The sequence below is a fragment of the Curtobacterium sp. JUb34 genome (assembly GCF_003755065.1).
Classification (GTDB): domain Bacteria; phylum Actinomycetota; class Actinomycetes; order Actinomycetales; family Microbacteriaceae; genus Curtobacterium.
In genome coordinates this window covers 549,126-563,450 of sequence record NZ_RJVH01000002.1, presented here as the reverse complement: position 1 = coordinate 563,450, position 14,325 = coordinate 549,126, and the positions used below count along the sequence as shown (strand labels likewise).

The following is a 14,325-nucleotide window of genomic DNA, read 5'->3' as shown; positions in this document are numbered from 1 at the left end:
CGGGTCGCGGGGCTTGCTCCAGCGGTCCGTGACGTCCGCCTCCGCTGGACCGGACACAGGCTGACGGGGTCCGCGACGATCGAGGTCGCGACCGCTGACCTGCACGGCGCCACCCACCTCACGGCGCACGCCGAGGAACACCTCCGCCACGCGATGCGGAACATCGACGTCTTCACGGTCACGCCCGCGGTTCCCCCGGCCGGCTGACGGAGGACCTTCGACCCTCGATGCAGCGCCGGTGACCGCCGACACTCGTCACGACGCCCACCGGCGTCGTTGCTCGACGTCGGAGGCTCCGTGGCACGGTCGTCGCAGGGAACGCTCGTCCGCACACGACTCGTCGTGGTGTCCGCGGTGGGGACCGCGGCACTCGTCGCGGCCTGGTCCGGCGCCGGCGAGGTCGTGCCGCCGTTGCTCACCCTGACGGCCCTGGCGGCCGCGGTCGTCGCCGCGGTCTCGATGGTCCGGGAGATGGTGCACGGACGCTTCGGGGTCGACCTCTTGGCGGTGACGGCGATCGTCGCGACCGTCGCGGTCGGCGAATGGTTGGCGGCGTACGTCATCGTGCTCATGCTCGTCGGGGGAGAGGCGCTCGAGGCGCATGCGCAGCGCAGGGCCACGAGTCAGCTGTCACGGCTGCTCTCCGATGCTCCGAAGACCGCGCACCAGACGAGGGACGGGGTCGTCGTGGACGTCCCCGTCGCCGACGTGGCGGTCGGGGACGTGCTCGTCGTCCGACCGTACGAGGTGGTGCCCGTCGACGGCGTGCTGGTGTCGGGCACAGCGACGTTCGACGAGTCGAGGCTGACCGGGGAGAGCGTGCCGGTCGGCGCGGCGGAGGGGGACGCGGTCCCGAGCGGCGCGGTCAACGGCACGGCCGCGGTGCTGCTGCGGGCGAGCCGACCAGCGGCGGCCAGCGAGTACCAGCAGATCGTCGCCCTCGTCTCCGGAGCGATGTCCTCGCGGTCGCCGATGGTCCGTCTCGCGGACCGGTACGCGCCGTGGTTCACCGCCTTCGCCGTCGTCCTCGGCGCCGTGGCCTGGTGGCTCTCCGGGGATCCGCGACGATTCGCCGAGGTCCTGGTCCTCGCCACTCCGTGCCCGATGCTGATCGCAGCGCCGGTGGCGTTCCTCGGCGGAATCGGGCGCGCTGCCCGGGCGGACGTCGTGGTCAAGGACGCGTCGGTGCTGGAACGGCTCGCGGCGGTCCGCACCGTCGTGTTCGACAAGACCGGCACCCTCACGCTCGGTCGCCCGACACTCGAGCACGTCGTGACCACCGCTGACGGACCGGACCGCGTCCGGCTCCTGCAGCTCGCGGCCAGCGCGGAGCAGTACTCCTCCCACACGCTCGCGGCCTCCGTCGTCGCGGCGGCGCGGGCCGAGGGCATCGGGCTGTGCGGGGCCAGGAACGCCGTCGAATCCGAGTCGGACGGCGTCGTGGCCGAGGTCGACGCGCACGAGGTCGCCGTCGGGACACTCGCCTTCGCTCGGCGACGTGCTCCGGAGGCAGACCCGCTCGACGTCCCCGGAGGTCGGGTCGTGTCCTACGTCCTCGTGGACGGACGCCCCGCCGGCGCGCTCGTCCTCCGTGACCCGATCCGGTCCGAGGCCCGGGCGACGATCGCGGAGCTCCGGCAGCTGGGGATCGCCGACGTCGTGATGCTCACGGGCGACGCGCTCGCGACGGCCGACGCGGTGGCCGCGGACGTCGGCGTTGCCGTGCTCCGAGCCGAGTGCCGCCCGGGCGACAAGGTCTCCTCGGTGCGGGCGCTCACCGCTCGGCCCGTCCTGATGATCGGCGACGGGGTCAACGACGCCCCGGTGCTCGCCGTCGCCGACGTCGGGGTGGCGATGGGAGCGCGCGGTGCGTCGGCCGCGAGTGACACCGCCGATGCCGTCGTCCTGGTCGAGTCGGTCGAACGGGTCGCGGTCGCCGTCCGGATCGGCCGTGAGACGGTCCGGATCGCGCGCCAGGGCATCTGGATCGGGATGGGCGCCTCGATCGGACTCATGCTTGTGGCATCGACGGGTGTCGTGCCCGCCGTCGCCGGAGCGTTGCTGCAGGAGGCGGTCGACGTCGTGACGATCGTCGCATCGCTCCGGGCGACCGCCGGTCCGGCCGCTGCCACGGGCCGTGGCGACCCGGTCAGTCGACCGGCACCGGCACGATGACGACCGGCGTCTTCGACCGGTGCATCGTCTCGCGGGCAACGGAGCCGAACAGCTCGCCGCCGATCGTGGTGCGGTGGCGTCGACCGACGACGATGAGCGAGGCCTCGACACCGGCCTTCGCGAGTGCTTCTCCTGCGTCGCCCTCCCAGAGCGTGGCCCGGACGGAGACGGCCGGTTCCCGGTGCGCGGCTTCGCGTTCCGCCGTGCCGAGCACGAGGCGCGCGGATTGCTCGTCGGCGCTCGACGCGTCCTCGAGCAGTGCGATCGGTCGCGCTGCGACGGGTGCCGTCACCCGCCATGCGTGCACGAGCCGGACCGAGCGCCCGGTGCGTCGCGCTTCGTGCAGCCCGAAGGCGAGCGCGGCCTCAGCGGTGCCGGCGTCGATCCCGACGACGATCGGTCCGCTCCCGAAGGTCCAGTCGTCGGGGACGACGACGGTGGGCACCGGTGCCCGTGTCGCGATGCGGTCGGGGAACGAGCCCGTCAGCGCTGAGCGGACCCTGCGGTTCCGGTGCGCCCCGATGACCACGAGATCGGCCTCGGCCGTGTCGTCCACGAGCGCATCAGCGGCGAAGCCGCGTTCGACGGACGTCTCGACGACGGTCCCCGGGGCGGTCCCGCGGACGAACGCCGCGGCCTCCGCGAGGCGCTCGCGCACGACGAACACGCCGGTGTCGGCCACCTCGAGCGCGTGCACGATCCGAACGCGTGCCGCACCGTCGGCAGCACGGTTCGCCACCCACCGCAGGGCCGTCCAGCTGGCCTGGGACGCGTCGAGGCCGACGAGGATCCGCTCAACGGACATGGTGCGCTCCTGCTCTTCGGTTGACCGCGCGCGTGCAGCACGCGCGGCGACGATAACCGGTCGGCTCGTCACCGAGGCGGGCCGAACGTCCCGCGGAACGGAGCGCCGCCGGGGCGAAGGACCCTGGCGCGGACGGGCAGCCGGCGCTGAGGTGGACACGAGCCGGGCGCACCGGCCGAGCGGGCCGTCGGGCTGCGCCGGGCACACCGGCCGAGGCGACGGACCCGCACCACCCACGAGCGACGGGAACGACCATGGACGAGACGACGACAGGGACGACGGCGACGCCGACGGCGGGGCGCTTCACCGGGCGGACCGTGATCGTCACGGGTGCCGGGGCAGGCATCGGCAGGGCGACGACCGAGCGGCTGATCGCCGAGGGGGCCCGGGTGGTCGGGGTCGACCTGCTCGCCGATCGGCTGGACGACCTCGTCGCCGCGCTCCGTTCGGATCGTCTGGTCACCGTCTCAGGCGACCTCGCCGACCGCCCGGTGGTCGACCGGGTCGTCGCAGCCGCGGGTGGGCAGGTCGACGGGCTCGCCAACGTCGCCGGCATCATGGACGGGTTCGTCCCGACTGCCGAGCTCGACGACGACGTATGGGACCGTGTCCTCGCCGTCAACCTGACCGCGGTCATGCGACTCACCCGGGCGGTCCTGCCGACGATGATCCGGGCAGGGAGGGGGAGCATCGTCACGGTGTCCTCCGAAGCCGGCTTGCGGGGCTCCGCAGCGGGCACTGCCTACACCACGTCGAAGCACGCGGTGCACGGCTTCACGCTGAGCACGGCGTTCTTCTACGCCCCGGCGGGGGTCCGGTGCAACGCGGTCGCGCCCGGCGCGGTGGCCACGAGCATCGAGGCGCCGTTCCGGTCGCAGTACGCCGGAGAGCGGCTCGGGCCGTACCTGCAGACGAACGTGCCGCCGATCGCCACTGCGCAGCAGCTCGCGGCCGCGATCACGTGGCTGCTGAGCGACGACTCGGCGAACGTGACGGGCGCGGTGGTGCCGTCCGACGGCGGGTGGTCGGCGATCTGATGCGCCGTGCGGTGCGACTAGCCCTTCCAGACGGACTCGGCACCCGCGTGACCGATGACCACGACCTCGATCATCGAGACGACGCCGACGGCGATCAGGGCGACCGGGACGACGATCGCGACTGCGCGAAGGGTGCCGCCGCTCGTCACCCGAGCTGTTCCGAACCGGTGCCATCCCCACCACAGCACCAGGAGCACGAAGACCGCGATCGACCACGGCAGCAGCCCGTCGGCGAGCTCGGTGTGTCGCTCGAGGAGCGCCGTCTCCTGCTCACGGTGTTCGAGCCACTCGCCCGACGACGTCGCCAGGGGGACCGAGACGAGGGCGACCAGGCCGATGATCGGCGCTCCGACCGCGAGCCACCGTCGCGCTGCGGGCCACACCGCCACCACGATCGCGGTCAGTGCCGCGACCGGAACCGCGACGGAGGTCAGGTGGACGAAGAGGGGGTGGAGCGGGATCCCGCCGAACTGCCAGTCCATGACGGCCTTTCACGTCGTGCGCCGATCAGTCACGGCGCTGTGCGACCACACAACACGATCCGCGCGTTCGCATCGTTCGAAACCTCACACGAACGGGACGACCCGGACATGGTTCGCTGAGACCATGACCACCTCGGAGCCGCACGCAGGCGAAGCACACACGGGCGACCTCGCGGCGCGCCTGAACTGGCTCCGCGCCGGAGTCCTCGGGGCGAACGACGGGATCGTGTCGACGGCGTCGATCGTCGTGGGTGTCGCAGGCGCCTCGTCGTCCGTCCCGGCGATCGCGACGGCCGGCATCGCGGCCCTCGTCGGCGGTGCGGTGTCGATGGCGCTGGGCGAGTACGTCTCGGTGAGCAGTCAGAAGGACAGCCAGCAGTCCCTCATCGAGAAGGAGCGCCGAGAGTTGGCGGACGACCCCGTCGCCGAGCTCGAGGAGCTCACCCAGCTGTGGCAGGGCCGTGGTCTCCGCCGGTCCACGGCCGAGCGAGTGGCGTCCGAACTGACCGAGCGCGACGCCCTCGCCGCACACCTGACCACCGAGCTCGGCATCGACGAGGACGAGGTCGTCAGCCCGTGGCACGCTGCGTTCGCGTCGGCGGCTGCGTTCTCGATCGGGGCGATCCTTCCGCTGCTGGCGATCCTGCTGCCGCCGGAGGGAGTGCGCGTGCCGGTCACGTTCGTGGTCGTGCTCGTCGCGCTCGCACTGACCGGCGCCACGGGGGCGCGGATCGGAGGGGGGTCGATGGTCCGTGCCACCGTGCGTGTGGTGGTCGGCGGAGCACTGGCCCTTGCGGCCACCTTCCTCATCGGCTCACTGCTCGGCACGAGCGGGGCGGTGTGACGTGGCGAACATCCTGGTGGTGGAGGACGATCCGGAGATGGGTGCCCTCGTCGACCGCGGTCTGGCAGGCGAAGGGCACGCGGTCACGGTCGTGACGGACGGCATCGCCGCCCTCGTGCAGGCCCGGTCGCAGGCGTTCGACGCCGCGGCCATCGACGTCATGCTGCCGGAGATGACGGGGTTCGAGGTCTGTCGTCGACTCCGCGAGATGGGATTCGACTTCCCCGTCATCCTGGTGACCGCACGTGACGCGGTCGACGACCGCGTGTTCGGGCTGGACTCCGGGGCGGACGACTACCTGACCAAGCCGTTCGCGATCGCCGAGCTCAACGCCCGGATCCGGGCGCACCTGCGACGTCGTGCCGCCGGTACCTCGACCGTCGTGGAGGCCGGCGCGGTGCGGCTCGACCTCGTGGCCGTGCGTGCGTCGGTGCACGGGCGGGACCTGCCACTGAGCGTCAAGGAGTTCTCGCTCCTGCGGTTCCTCATGCAGGGAGCACCCGACACGCGTACCCGGACCGAAGTGCTCGAGGAGGTCTGGGGGAGTGCCGAGCACTTCGACCCGACCATCGTCGACCAGTACGTCAGCTACGTGCGCAAGAAGCTGCAGGCCTCGGACGCCGACGTCGTCATCCGGACGGTGCGCGGCGTGGGGTACGCCCTCGAGGTCGTGCCGCCCGCATGAAGTCCCTGCGCCACCTGTCGATCCGTGCCCGGATCACCCTCGGGAGCCTGGTCGTCGGCGCCGTCGTGCTCTCCGGGGTCGCGGTCGCACTGCACGTGCAGATCGAACGCGCGACGGTCGCGACCGACCGGTCCCTCGCCTCCGGGGACGCCGCACCCTTCGTGTCCGACCTGCGGAACAACCCGGACGAGGCGCCGGACCGTCCAGCAGAGGACGTCCTCGTCGGGATCCGGTCGGCCTCCGGCGACTGGGTGGTCGATTCCCTGCCCCGCGACGTCCGTGCCGTGCTGCCCCCGTCGGTGCCTGACGACGACGTCGCGTTGCGGCTGCACACCGGTCACCGCGTCGTGACGGTCGTCGGGGTCCCGGTGCGGAACGACGTCGGGTCGTTCATCGTGTGGGCGGCGCACGACGGCCGCGCGGGGCAGGAGACGGTGGAGCGGGTCGACCGGTCCCTCGTCGTCGGCACGGTCCTGGCGCTGTTCGCCTTCTCGGCGACGGCCTGGCTGCTGTCCACCCTCGCCCTCCGTCCGGTGGGGCGGATGCGCCGCATCGCCGAGCACCTCAGTGCGGGGAACGGTGGCGGTCACCTCCCCGTCGGGGCGTCCGACGACGAACTCGCGGCGCTCGCGCGGACGCTCAACGCGTTCATCGACCGCCAACGCGAGAACACCGAGCGCGAGCGGCGGATGGTCTCCGACGCGAGCCACGAGCTCCGCACGCCGCTCGCCGCCCTGACCGCCCGGCTCGAACTCGCGCACCGGTCGTCGGGCGATGCCGTCGCACTCGAGCGCGAGCTGCGCGCCGCTGAAGGCGATGCCGCACGGCTCGTCGCGCTGGCGAACACCCTCCTCGAACTCAGCCGACTCGACGAGGCGGGAGTCGTCCCTTCGACGTCGGGCGCTGAGCTCGTCACCGAACTCATGGGGTCCATCGACCGTGCTCGCGCCATGTCGCACGCCGGTGGACGCGACATCGACTTCACCGTTGCCTTGACGGTCCCGGACGAGCGGTACGGACTCGAGCCCGCGGCGTTCGCGCGGGTCGTCGACAACCTCGTCGCGAACGCGATCGCGGCGGGAGAGGACCGCGGCGAGATCCGGGTCACCCTCGAGCAATCCGCCGACGGCCGACTCGATCTGCGTGTCGTCGACGACGGGCCCGGTGTCCCGGACGACTTCCTCCCGCAGGCCTTCGACCGCTTCACCCGGGCGGACAGCGCTCGACGCGCGGTCCTCGGTGGGAGCGGCCTCGGGCTCGCCCTCGTCCGCGGCATCGCCGAACGCGCGGGCGGGACGGCGGACCTCCGCAACGCGGCGTCCGGAGGTGCCGTCGCGACGGTCAGCCTCCCCGCGCACTGACCGGGACCGCCGCCGGGACCGATCACTCGAGGTCTCGAACGAAGGGCACGCTCCGTTCGGGGTCCGTCCACAGGACCGGTCCTGATGCTGTGAGTCTCCCGATCGCATCCTGGAGAGGACCGAGACGATGATCGACACCGCTCACCGCGCACCGAGGGCCACCCCGAGCACGACCGGACACGGGGGTCTCCGAGGTGCCGTGCCGCCGGCCGAGTCCCTCGACGTGGCCGCACGACGCCGCCGACGAGCCGGCCGCCGTCGTGGTGCCGTGACCGATCTGCTCGGGATCCTCGCCTGGGTCTCCGCTGCCGTCGCCGTGACGCTCTGGCTCGCCACGCCCGGCTCGCACACGATCGTGGGGATCGGCGGCTGGCTGACCGACGCCGGGATCGTGGCAGGCCTCGTCGCCACGGACCTCGTCCTCGTCATGGTGGTGCTCGCCGCCCGCGTCCCCCTGATCGACCGGACGTTCGGCCAGGACAACGCCATCGCGGTCCACCGTTCGCTCGGGAAGCCGGTTCTGTACCTGCTGCTCGCGCACGGCGCTCTGCTCACGCTGGGCTACGGCGCTTCCGCAGGGACCGGTCCGATCGCCGAGACCATCGCACTGTTCTCGACACCGGACATGCCGCTCGCCTACCTCGGCCTCGGGCTGTTCGTCGCCGTGGTGGTCTCGTCCCTGGTCGCGGTGCGGCGCCGGATGCCGTACGAGGCGTGGCACCTCATCCACCTGCTCAGCTACGCCGCGGTGCTCGTCGCGCTGCCCCACATGCTCAGCGCCGGCGGTGTCCTCGCGCAGGGGACCTGGCAGCGCGGTTACTGGATCGCCCTGTACGTCGTGTCGCTCGGGCTGATCGCGGTCCACCGCTTCGCGATGCCGCTCGTGGTGACCTTCCGGCATCGCATCCGTGTGGTCGGCGTCGAGACCATCGCCCCGGGGGTCGTGTCGATCCACCTCGCCGGACGGGACCTCGACGGCCTCGGTGCTCGCGGCGGGCAGTACGGTGTCTGGCGGTTCTGGACCCCGAAGACCTGGTGGCACGCCCACCCGGTGTCGTTCTCCGCGGTACCCGGTCGCGGTCGTGCACGGATCACCGTCCGTGACCTCGGTGCAGGGTCCGCTCGACTCGGACGCATCACGCCCGGAGCGTTCGTGTCCCTCGAGGGCCCGTACGGCCTGTTCACCAGCCGGGCCCGGACAGCCCCGTACCTCTCACTCGTCGCCTCCGGGGTCGGGATCACTCCCGTTCGTGCGCTGCTCGAGGACACCGACCTGCGGCCGGGCGAGGCGACCGTGCTCCTGCGCGGAACCGGCGTCGACCAGCAGTACCTGTGGCACGAGACGGCCGAGCTCGCCGAGGCGACCGGCAGCCGGCTGTACACGATGGTCGGCCACCGAGCGCGGTCCCGGGAGAGCTGGATGACCGAGGAGGACGTCCGGCGCGGTGTCACCCTCCGGTCCGTGTTCCCACGGTTGCTCGAATCGGACCTGTACGTCTGCGGCCCCCGTGCGTGGTCCGACCTCGTCGTCAGCGAAGCACGGCTGGCAGGAGTACCGGAACACCGGATCCACCAGGAACGGTTCGAGTCATGAGGACACGCGTGATCACCGGCGGCGTCGTGTCGTCGCTCGCAGTACTCGTGATCGGGTGGCAGCTCGGGGGCCAGCCCGCAGTCACGGCTCCGGCAGAGCACGCCACGACCTCGGGCAGTGGCACCGACTCCGGCGGTACGAGCAGCAGCGGGAGCACGGGCGCGAGCAGTGGACCGACCGGGTCGGCTGCCTCCGGCACCTTCGCCGGCGAAACCGTGCAGACCCGCTACGGACCGGTCCAGGTGCAGATCACCGTGGCGAGCGGGAAGCTCACCGACGTCACCGCCCTCCAGCTCACGAACAGCGACGGCCGGTCGGTGCAGATCAGTCAGCAGGCGGCACCGATCCTGCGCCAGGAGGCCCTGCAGGCGCAGTCCGCGCAGATCCAGTCGGTGAGTGGCGCGACCTTCACAAGTCAGGGCTACACGACGTCGCTCCAGTCCGCGATCGACGCGGCCGGGCTGTGAGCGTCCAGACCTTCGACACGATGGGAACCGTCGTCAGCCTCCGGGGAGCGACCCCGGAGGCTGCCGCCGAGGTCCGCGCCGTCTTCGCCGGCTACGACCACCGGTACAGCCTGTACGACCCGGCGTCGGTGCTGAGCCGCGTCGCCGAGGGATCGCTCCGGCTGTCCGACACCCCGGCATCGGTCCGCGACGTGTACGCGCTCGCGCTCCACTGGCGGGAACGGACCGGCGGTGCGTTCACTCCGCACCGCCCGGACGGCGTCGTCGACCTGTCCGGTGTCGTGAAGGCCCTGGCCATCCGTGACGCCGGAACGGTCCTCGACGGTGTCGCCGACGACTGGATGATCAGCGCCGGAGGAGACGTGCTCGTCCGGGGACACCACGGCGACGACGAGCCGTGGAGCGTCGGCGTGGTGGACCCGACCCGTCGGGACACGGTCGTCGGTGTCGTCCACCTCGATGCGCCGGGCCGTGCCGTCGCGACCTCGGGGACCACCGAACGCGGCGAACACATCTGGCGGCGAGCGGCCCCGACCTTCGTGCAGGCAACCGTCGTCGCCGACGACATCGTCACCGCGGACGTCCTCGCAACGGCGGTCGTCGCGGGCGATGCCGACGATCTCCGCAGGCTCACGAGCGACGCCGGCGTCGACGTGCTCGCGTTCGCGGCGGACGGCACGGTGTGGGCGACCCCCGAAGCGTCGGCCTGGATCCGGCCCATGGGTGCGCCCCCGGCGAGCTGATCCGGCGTCGACCGGTCGATCAGGCGTTCTCCACCACGACGCGGTCCTCGACCTCGGTCACGTGCGGTGAACGCCAGGCTGCGATCTCCGCTTGACGACGTTCGGCCCAGGTCCGTGCCGACCCGGAGAGGGTCACTGTCGTGCCGACCACGCCGACCTGGATCCGGTCCGCGTCCAGCTCAGCGTTCCGGACGAGCGCCTGCCGGATCCGCTGCGCGGTGTCCGGAGCGCTCGGGCGCGGCGTGAGCTCCAGCCGGTCGAGGACGAACTGCACTCCATCGACGCGCTCCGCGTCGCGCACGGCCGCGAGTCGCTGGAAGTACCAGTGGGTCGAACCGGTGAGCGTGACGATCTGGTCACGGGCCTGCACGTCGACGGTCTCCGACGGCACCGTGGCGTCGGAGTCGAGCGCAGCACGGACGGCGGAGGTCGGCGTCGGCGTCGGTGCGGACGTTCGGTCCCCGGACGCCGAGCTCCTCCGCGAGGCCGCGCACTCCGGTCACACGGAGCGCGGCCCTGCCGGCCTGCACGCGCTCGGCGTGGCTCCCGACCTGGCCGGTGAGGGTCCCCACGCCGTGCTCGACAGCGACGCCGATCCCTGCTGCCTCGAGTCCCGGTGTCCAGTCGAGCTCTTCTTCCACATCGCTCTTCACGTCGGCGTCCGGACGGTGGTGCACGGTGTCGTCAGTCATGGCGCCAGGTTCGCGAGAACGACACGTGACCACCACGGTCCAACGTCCCGCAGTCGGGGATCGCTCACGGTGGGACCTTCGTCTCTCGGCGATCCGGTGGCCGGCGTCGTACGGTCACCGGCACGGGCCAGCGCCCGAGCAACCGGACGGAGTGGGCGATGCACGAGCAGGTCGAACGGATCACGATCGGCATCGACGACACGGAGGCCAGCTGGTCCGCTCTCCGCTGGGTGGCAGAACGTGCGGCGCGGCACCCGTGTCGGGTCCGGATCGTGCGTGCCGTCGACCCGCTCGAGCCCGAGGAGACCTGGACCCACCACCGTCTCGTCGCCGGGCGGTCCCTGATCGTGGTGTCCGCGCCGGGCACCGAGGTGGAGCTCGCGGCACCACCGGAACCGATCCTGGACGCACTCGTCGCCCACGCCCGCGCGGAGGACCTGCTCGTGGTCGGCAGCCATCGACGTCGGCGGCTGCAGTCAGCGCTGACCGGGCTCCTGCCCGACCGGATCGCCGGCGCGTCGCCCGTGCCGACCGTCATCGTCCCGGACGACTGGCCGGCCGGACTGCTCGACGCTGACGTCGTGCTCGCGGTGGACGCCGACACCGCTCCGCAGGTCGTCGACTTCGCGATCGGCGAGGCCCGGCGCCACGGCGCGGTCCTGCGAGTGGTGCACACGTGGCTGGAGCCTGCCCCGGTCGGGCAACCGGTGCTCGCCTCGGCCTCGGAGTCCCCGATCGCCGAACGCACGAGCGCCGAACACGTCCTGGACGACGTGGTCAGGCGCATCACCGCGGTCGCACCGGAGCTGGCCGTCCGCTCGGAGGTCCTCCACGGCACCGCCGGGTCCACCGTCGCGTCCGCCGCGGAGCACCACGGGCTGGTCGTCGTCGGGCGTCGGCACCGCTCCGTCTTCGGCGGTGCGGTGCTCGGCTCCGTGGCGCAGGACCTGATGGCCGAGTCGAGCACCGCGCTGTGCGTCGTCCCGGTCCCGCCCGTCTGACCGGGCAGCACCCGCTGGCACCGTCAGGTGACGACGAGCAGGTCCACGACGAAGTGCACGCCGGGACACCTCGCGGCGGCGGCGTGCACCGAGCGGCGATCCGCGTCCGACCCGACCGCACCGGAGAGTGTGACGACGTGGTCGAGCACCCGCGGTGCGACGGCGGCCGTCGGCACAGCGAGGGTGATCCCGTTCGTCACCCGTGCGGTGACGGCTGCGTCCGTCTCGTCCGGGTCGCAGTCGTACCCGCGCACGACGATCCGGTTCTCCACCGCGAGTCCGGGCGCGGCCTGTTCGGCCAGCCCGACCGCGGTGACCCGGTCGCTGTGGCAGCCGACGTCACCGGTCAGCACGACGCGACCGTCGCGGACCGTGGCGTCGAGGGTGCTCGCGTCGAGGGAACGCTCCGCGGACCAGGCCTGCAGGAGCCGACCTCGGACGGTCGACGGTGCTTCGTGGTGCGGAGCCCGGGTGTCCATGCAGCCATCGTCGGGGGCGCCGGTGCCGGCGCCGAGTGTCCAAGGTCCCGCCACCACGAGCGCCCGACTCGGTCGTGACGGACGGGAGGCGCGGTGCGGGCCCGCACCGCGCCTCCCGTCCGTCACGCTGGTCACGTCCACGACGCGACTCACGGCGCCGCCTGGTCGAACAGCCGTCCGGTGATCGACGTGGGTTCGAGGACGACCGTGGCCCGCTTCGGGGTCGGGAGCATGGACCGGAGGCGCTGCGCGGTGACGTGACGGGTGTCCGGCTGGTGCCCCGTCCCCTTCGCGACGACGCTCCAGGCAGTCCAGCCGTCGTGTTCGTCGACCTCCATCACCAGCTCGCGACCGTCGTGCACCGCTCCGAGGATGCTCGCGCTGGAGGTGGCGAACACCAGTCGGCGTACCTCGGCGACGTAGTTCACCGGGATGACCTCGAGCGAGTCCTCGGTCCGGAACGCCACGCGTGCGGTGCGCGACCGGTGCAGCCGTTCCCAGCACTGGTCGGGATCGAGGGCGACGACGAGCTCGTCGACCGTGGGGACGTCCGGCGTCGCCATCGCGGGCAGGGGCAGTTCGTCACGGGTCGGTACCCCGTCCGGCGTACCCGCCGCGTCCGAGGGGGTCATGCCGCCACCACCCCTCGCTCGGCGCTGCGTCGCGCGTCCGACGTGAAGACGAGGCCACCGACCTCGAGGAGCGTGTCCGTGCGTCGGCACACGGTGGTGCCGAGTTCGACCGTGATCCGCTTGCCCCGCCGGTCCACGGCGATCACCGACACGGTCGACGGGGTGTGGTGCACCAGACGAGCGGACGACGTTCTCGCCAGGAGCGCCCAGCACTCGGCCGGATCGAGCGAACGATCCGCCGTGCCGACCGGCTGCGCCGTCATGGTCGGGCCTGTTCCGCCGGCCCGGCGACGAGCGGTTCCCGGTCGATCGTCGGCAGCTCGAAGACGATCCGTGCGGGAACCCGCCCGGCGAGGACGTCCGCCATCGACTCGTTCACGTCGCCCAACGGACGGCGGACCGACACGACACGGGTCCGCCCGGCAGCGTGCAGGGCGAACACCTCGGCGAGGTCCTGCCGCGTGCCGACGATGGACCCGATGATCGAGATGCCCTTGAGCACCGTGTCGAAGATCGGGATCGACATCGTGCCGTCCGCCGGCAGTGCGACGCACACCAGCCGCCCCCCGCGCTTCAGGGATGCGAAGGCCTGCTCGAACACCGACGCGGACGCGGCGAGCACGACCGCGACGTCGGCACCGCCGAGCTCCTGGACCTGTGCCGCGGCGTCGCCGGACGACGCGTCGACGGTGTGGTCGGCGCCGAGGTCGCGAGCGAGCTGCAGTTTCTCCGGCTCGACGTCGACGCCGATCACCTGGGCACCGAACACCCGTGCGTACTGCACGGCCAGGTGTCCCAGACCACCGACACCGAACACGGCGACGGTCTCGGCCGGCGCGACGTGTGCGACCTTGAGGGCCTTGTAGGTGGTGACGCCCGCGCAGGTGAGTGGCGCGGCGTCCCAGGGGTCGACGCCGGCGGGCACGGGGACGGCGTAGCGGGCGTCTGCGACCGCGAACTGGGCGAAGGCTCCGTCGACCGAGTAGCCGGTGTTCTGCTGGTGCTCGCAGAGGGTCTCGCGGCCGTCGATGCAGTACCGACAGGCGCCACATGCGTGTCCGAGCCAGGGGAGCGCCACGCGGTCGCCGATCCGCAGCTCGGTGACGCCTGCGCCCAGCTCCTCGACGACGCCGACCCCCTCGTGTCCCGGGACGAAGGGGGGCGTCGGACGGACCGGCCAGTCGCCGCGCGCCGCGTGGATGTCGGTGTGGCACAGTCCCGATGCCTCGATGCGGACGAGTACCTGCCCGGGTCCTGGATCGGGGATCGGGCGTTCCTCGACGACGAGTGGCTGCCCGAGAGCGTGGACGACTGCTGCCTGCATGGTC

The 14,325-nt window shown here is 72.3% G+C and carries 17 protein-coding genes; 9 read left to right on the top strand and 8 right to left on the bottom strand.

What is annotated here, in order from left to right:
• Nucleotides 1–297 precede the first annotated feature (297 nt).
• On the top strand, nt 298–2,175 hold the full coding sequence (locus EDF63_RS09150) for a heavy metal translocating P-type ATPase (protein WP_148061758.1): 1,878 nt from the start codon (nt 298–300) through the stop codon (nt 2,173–2,175).
• Here the strand turns inward: EDF63_RS09150 and EDF63_RS09145 are convergent.
• On the bottom strand, nt 2,150–2,980 hold the full coding sequence (locus tag EDF63_RS09145) for a universal stress protein (protein WP_123312725.1): 831 nt from the start codon (nt 2,978–2,980) through the stop codon (nt 2,150–2,152). The two genes, EDF63_RS09150 and EDF63_RS09145, sit on opposite strands and share 26 nt — an antisense overlap.
• Before the next feature lie 254 nt (nt 2,981–3,234).
• On the opposite strand from EDF63_RS09145, the gene EDF63_RS09140 reads away from it, so the two are divergent.
• The gene (locus EDF63_RS09140) at nt 3,235–4,017 is read left to right on the top strand and encodes an SDR family NAD(P)-dependent oxidoreductase (protein WP_123312724.1); all 783 of its coding nucleotides are present in this window, start codon (nt 3,235–3,237) and stop codon (nt 4,015–4,017) included.
• Between the two features lie 17 nt (nt 4,018–4,034).
• Here EDF63_RS09140 and EDF63_RS09135 read toward each other — a convergent pair whose 3' ends face one another.
• Nucleotides 4,035–4,499, bottom strand: a complete 465-nt coding sequence (locus tag EDF63_RS09135; RefSeq protein ID WP_123312723.1) for a DUF2231 domain-containing protein — start codon at nt 4,497–4,499, stop codon at nt 4,035–4,037.
• A gap of 124 nt (nt 4,500–4,623) precedes the next feature.
• On the opposite strand from EDF63_RS09135, the gene EDF63_RS09130 reads away from it, so the two are divergent.
• From EDF63_RS09130 to EDF63_RS09105, 6 genes are all read left to right on the top strand, one after another.
• Nucleotides 4,624–5,343: a VIT family protein gene (locus tag EDF63_RS09130; RefSeq protein ID WP_123312722.1), complete on the top strand. Its 720-nt coding sequence runs from the start codon at nt 4,624–4,626 to the stop codon at nt 5,341–5,343.
• Nucleotide 5,344: 1 nt separating this feature from the next.
• Nucleotides 5,345–6,028: a response regulator transcription factor gene (locus EDF63_RS09125; RefSeq protein ID WP_123312721.1), complete on the top strand. Its 684-nt coding sequence runs from the start codon at nt 5,345–5,347 to the stop codon at nt 6,026–6,028.
• On the top strand, nt 6,025–7,389 hold the full coding sequence (locus EDF63_RS09120; RefSeq protein ID WP_123312720.1) for an ATP-binding protein: 1,365 nt from the start codon (nt 6,025–6,027) through the stop codon (nt 7,387–7,389). Before EDF63_RS09125 ends, EDF63_RS09120 begins: the two co-directional genes overlap by 4 nt.
• Nucleotides 7,390–7,516: 127 nt before the next feature.
• Nucleotides 7,517–8,983, top strand: coding sequence for a ferric reductase-like transmembrane domain-containing protein (locus tag EDF63_RS09115; RefSeq protein ID WP_123312719.1), 1,467 nt, complete (start codon nt 7,517–7,519; stop codon nt 8,981–8,983).
• Nucleotides 8,980–9,450, top strand: coding sequence for an FMN-binding protein (locus EDF63_RS09110; RefSeq protein WP_123312718.1), 471 nt, complete (start codon nt 8,980–8,982; stop codon nt 9,448–9,450). Before EDF63_RS09115 ends, EDF63_RS09110 begins: the two co-directional genes overlap by 4 nt.
• Entirely contained in the window at nt 9,447–10,193 is a 747-nt protein-coding gene (locus EDF63_RS09105) for an FAD:protein FMN transferase (RefSeq protein WP_260233035.1), read from the top strand. Before EDF63_RS09110 ends, EDF63_RS09105 begins: the two co-directional genes overlap by 4 nt.
• Nucleotides 10,194–10,212: 19 nt before the next feature.
• Here the strand turns inward: EDF63_RS09105 and EDF63_RS09100 are convergent, their stop codons facing one another.
• Nucleotides 10,213–10,584 carry a BON domain-containing protein gene (locus tag EDF63_RS09100; protein ID WP_123312717.1) on the bottom strand — a complete coding sequence of 124 codons (372 nt, stop codon included), beginning with the start codon at nt 10,582–10,584 and terminating at the stop codon, nt 10,213–10,215.
• Entirely contained in the window at nt 10,550–10,885 is a 336-nt protein-coding gene (locus tag EDF63_RS09095; protein WP_123312716.1) for a BON domain-containing protein, read from the bottom strand. Before EDF63_RS09095 ends, EDF63_RS09100 begins: the two co-directional genes overlap by 35 nt.
• Before the next feature lie 158 nt (nt 10,886–11,043).
• On the opposite strand from EDF63_RS09095, the gene EDF63_RS09090 reads away from it, so the two are divergent.
• The gene (locus EDF63_RS09090) at nt 11,044–11,886 is read left to right on the top strand and encodes a universal stress protein (RefSeq protein WP_123312715.1); all 843 of its coding nucleotides are present in this window, start codon (nt 11,044–11,046) and stop codon (nt 11,884–11,886) included.
• Between the two features lie 23 nt (nt 11,887–11,909).
• Here the strand turns inward: EDF63_RS09090 and EDF63_RS09085 are convergent, their stop codons facing one another.
• From EDF63_RS09085 to adhP, 4 genes are all read right to left on the bottom strand, one after another.
• The gene (locus tag EDF63_RS09085; protein WP_123312714.1) at nt 11,910–12,365 is read right to left on the bottom strand and encodes a BON domain-containing protein; all 456 of its coding nucleotides are present in this window, start codon (nt 12,363–12,365) and stop codon (nt 11,910–11,912) included.
• A 149-nt stretch (nt 12,366–12,514) separates the two neighbouring features.
• The gene (locus EDF63_RS09080; protein ID WP_123312713.1) at nt 12,515–12,997 is read right to left on the bottom strand and encodes a pyridoxamine 5'-phosphate oxidase family protein; all 483 of its coding nucleotides are present in this window, start codon (nt 12,995–12,997) and stop codon (nt 12,515–12,517) included.
• Nucleotides 12,994–13,260 carry a hypothetical protein gene (locus tag EDF63_RS09075; protein ID WP_123312712.1) on the bottom strand — a complete coding sequence of 89 codons (267 nt, stop codon included), beginning with the start codon at nt 13,258–13,260 and terminating at the stop codon, nt 12,994–12,996. The genes EDF63_RS09080 and EDF63_RS09075 overlap by 4 nt, the downstream gene beginning before the upstream one ends.
• On the bottom strand, nt 13,257–14,321 hold the full coding sequence (gene adhP / locus EDF63_RS09070) for an alcohol dehydrogenase AdhP (RefSeq protein ID WP_123312711.1): 1,065 nt from the start codon (nt 14,319–14,321) through the stop codon (nt 13,257–13,259). Before adhP ends, EDF63_RS09075 begins: the two co-directional genes overlap by 4 nt.
• Nucleotides 14,322–14,325 lie beyond the last annotated feature (4 nt).

Bases quoted from the DNA above. Each gene is read 5' to 3' on its own strand.
- EDF63_RS09145 (WP_123312725.1), bottom strand. From the start codon at position 2,980: ATGTCCGTTGAGCGGATCCTCGTCGGCCTCGACGCGTCCCAGGCCAGC.
- EDF63_RS09140 (WP_123312724.1), top strand. From the start codon at position 3,235: ATGGACGAGACGACGACAGGGACGACGGCGACGCCGACGGCGGGGCGC.
- EDF63_RS09135 (WP_123312723.1), bottom strand. From the start codon at position 4,499: ATGGACTGGCAGTTCGGCGGGATCCCGCTCCACCCCCTCTTCGTCCAC.
- EDF63_RS09130 (WP_123312722.1), top strand. From the start codon at position 4,624: ATGACCACCTCGGAGCCGCACGCAGGCGAAGCACACACGGGCGACCTC.
- EDF63_RS09120 (WP_123312720.1), top strand. From the start codon at position 6,025: ATGAAGTCCCTGCGCCACCTGTCGATCCGTGCCCGGATCACCCTCGGG.
- EDF63_RS09115 (WP_123312719.1), top strand. From the start codon at position 7,517: ATGATCGACACCGCTCACCGCGCACCGAGGGCCACCCCGAGCACGACC.
- EDF63_RS09110 (WP_123312718.1), top strand. From the start codon at position 8,980: ATGAGGACACGCGTGATCACCGGCGGCGTCGTGTCGTCGCTCGCAGTA.
- EDF63_RS09095 (WP_123312716.1), bottom strand. From the start codon at position 10,885: ATGACTGACGACACCGTGCACCACCGTCCGGACGCCGACGTGAAGAGC.
- EDF63_RS09090 (WP_123312715.1), top strand. From the start codon at position 11,044: ATGCACGAGCAGGTCGAACGGATCACGATCGGCATCGACGACACGGAG.
- EDF63_RS09085 (WP_123312714.1), bottom strand. From the start codon at position 12,365: ATGGACACCCGGGCTCCGCACCACGAAGCACCGTCGACCGTCCGAGGT.
- EDF63_RS09080 (WP_123312713.1), bottom strand. From the start codon at position 12,997: ATGACCCCCTCGGACGCGGCGGGTACGCCGGACGGGGTACCGACCCGT.
- EDF63_RS09075 (WP_123312712.1), bottom strand. From the start codon at position 13,260: ATGACGGCGCAGCCGGTCGGCACGGCGGATCGTTCGCTCGATCCGGCC.
- adhP (WP_123312711.1), bottom strand. From the start codon at position 14,321: ATGCAGGCAGCAGTCGTCCACGCTCTCGGGCAGCCACTCGTCGTCGAG.